Here is a 2,498-nt window from a genome sequence, read left to right on the forward strand (position 1 = left end):
GAGGGCGTGCGCTCGCTGCAGTACACCAGCGGCTACTCCCTGCTGGGACTGGGCGGCGACTACCGGCTTCCGCCCGATGAGCTCGACGCCCTCCCCGACCGCCAGGCGGCGCTCTTCGAATTCTCCCGCCGCGCGCTGAACGGCGACTGCAGCGAGGCCTGCCCTATCCGCTACCAGGACCACCGCGGCCGCGAGGAGCGCAAGGAGTACCGGGTAATCGGGACCGAGACCCTGACCCTGCCCGCCGGCGACTTCGAGGCGCTGGTGGTGGAGGTCACCGAACCGGACCGGCCGGAGCGCCGCCTGCTGTTTCGCCTCCATCCCGAGCTGCCCGGGCTGATGCTGGCCGTGGAGTACCACCGCGACGGCGAGCGCCGCAGCCGCCTTTCTCTGACCCACCTCTCCATCGACGATTGATGCCCACGACGTACTTCAGCGACGGCGAGCGCAGGATACGTCTCGAGATTTCCCCCATCGAGCTCTCGCTGCTCGACTGAGCCGGGGATCGCGCCGAGGCCTCCCTTCCGGCCGTCGGGCTGCTAGAGTGGTGGGTTTTCCGTCGCCGTACCGGCGACGCCGCAAGGGAAGGGACTCTCCATGCTGAGCGGGCTCGTCATCGTGCTGCTGCCGCTGGCGCTGGGCTACCTGGTGCCGGTGCGTCACGCCGGCGCGATGGCGCTGATCAACCGCGGGGTGAACGCCTCGGTCTATGTCATCCTGCTGCTGATGGGGGTCAGCCTGGCCGGCCTCGACGACCTGGCCAGCCAGCTGTCGCGCATGGGGGGCCAGGCGCTGACCCTGTTCGCGGTGATCGGCGCCTGCAACCTGGCCGGGCTCTGGTGGCTGTCGAACCGCCTCGGCCTCACCGCCGACCCCAGCCGGGTGGTACCGGGCGCCCCGCTGAGCAAGCTGGCCGCCATGGCCGGCTCACTGGCCCTGGTCGCGGCGGTGGCGCTGGGCGTGGCGCTGGGACTGACCGGCAAGGCCCTGACGCTGCGGGGGTTCCACGCTGGCGCCGAGACCCTCGCCGAGTGGGCGCTCTACGTCCTGCTGGCGCTGATCGGCTGCCAGCTGCGCAACTCCGGCATGCCGCTGCGCCAGATCCTGCTCAACCGCCACGGCCTGGCCATCGCCCTGGTGCTGGCAGCCACCTCCCTGGCCGGCGGGCTGCTCGCCGCGCCGCTGCTCGACCTGCGGGCCAGCGAGGGGCTGGCGCTGGCCGCCGGCTTCGGCTGGTACTCCCTCTCCGGCATCCTCGTCGGCGACGCCCTGGGGCCGGCGCTGGGCGGGGTGGCCTTCTTCAACGACCTGGCCCGGGAGCTTGCCGCCTTCGTGCTGATCCCCCTGGTGATCCGCCGCCACGCGGCGCTGGCCATCGGCTATGGCGGCGCCACCTCCATGGACTTCACCCTGCCGGTGATCCAGCAGCACGGCGGCGTGACCTGCGTGCCGGTGGCGGTGGTCTCCGGCTTCATCCTCTCGCTGCTCTCGCCGCCGCTGATCCTGTTCTTCCTCTCCCTGTGAGGGGGAGTCGGGCGCCGGCGGCTTGCATGCCGCTTGCACATTTCGTGACCATTGGCTGCATCGCCCCAGGCGATGCTCTCCGCTCCGCTCTCCTGCCCGAGTCGACCATGCGCCGCCCCCCTCCCCTGCCCTCTCCGCCTCGCCAGCGCGGCCGCCTGCGCCTCGGCGCCCTGGTCGCCCTGCTGGTGCTGGCCGGCGGGCTCGCCCTGGCCGGGTGGCTGATGAGCCAGCCGCCGCGGGTGGAGCGTCGCCCGCCGCCGGCCCCCGTGCCGCCGCTGGTGGAGACCGTGAGCGTGGCGCCGCGCGCCGCCGCGCCGGCGCTGCACGGCTTCGGCCGCGTGGTGGCCGAACGCGAGTCGCGGCTGGCCAGCCGGGTGGCGGGGCGCCTGGAGGCCTTCGCCCCCGGGGTGCTGCCCGGCCGGCTGGTGGCGGACGGCGCCCCCCTGGCCCGGCTGGATGAAGCCGACCTGGCCCTTGCCCTGCGCGAGGCCGAGGCGAGCCTGGCCCAGGCCGAGGCGGCGCTGGCCATGGAGCGCGGCGAGCAGCAGCGGGCCCAGGCCGAGTACCAGAGCTTCGGCCGCGAGCTGCCCCCGGAGCGACGCGCCCTGGTGCTGCGCGAGCCCCAGCTGCGCAGCGCCGAAGCCGAGGTGGCGCGGGCCCGGGCCGCCCGCGACCGTGCCCGCCTGGATCTCGAGCGAGCGACCCTCGTCGCCCCCTGGCCGGGCATGGTCCAGGCCCGCCTGGTCGGCGAGGGCAGCGAGGTGGGCAGCGGCACCGAGCTTCTGCATCTGGTGGATGTATCGCGCTTCTGGGTCCAGGCGTCGCTGCCGGGGGAGGCGCTGGCCTGGCTCACCCCCGCCAGCGACGAGGCACCGGGCAGCGCCGTGACCCTCACCAGCCGCGGCTGGCCCGCCGGCGGCGAGCGCGAGGGCGAGCTGCTCTCGGTGCTGCCAGCCCTGGAGGAGAACGGCCTG

At 74.2% G+C, this 2,498-nt stretch carries 2 protein-coding genes and 1 pseudogene; all 3 read left to right on the forward strand.

The window, feature by feature from the left end; translation table 11 throughout:
* A pseudogene (locus tag J5F18_RS16945) lies at window positions 1–417 on the forward strand (hypothetical protein); the annotation flags it as partial.
* Window positions 418–597: 180 nt separating this feature from the next.
* Complete coding sequence (locus J5F18_RS16950) at window positions 598–1,524, forward strand: lysine exporter LysO family protein (protein WP_346299710.1); 927 nt, start codon at window positions 598–600, stop codon at window positions 1,522–1,524.
* A gap of 107 nt (window positions 1,525–1,631) precedes the next feature.
* Window positions 1,632–2,498 (forward strand): HlyD family efflux transporter periplasmic adaptor subunit (locus J5F18_RS16955; protein WP_346299711.1); only part of this gene is annotated, 867 nt, incomplete at its 3' end.

The organism is Halomonas sp. BM-2019 (assembly GCF_017584085.1).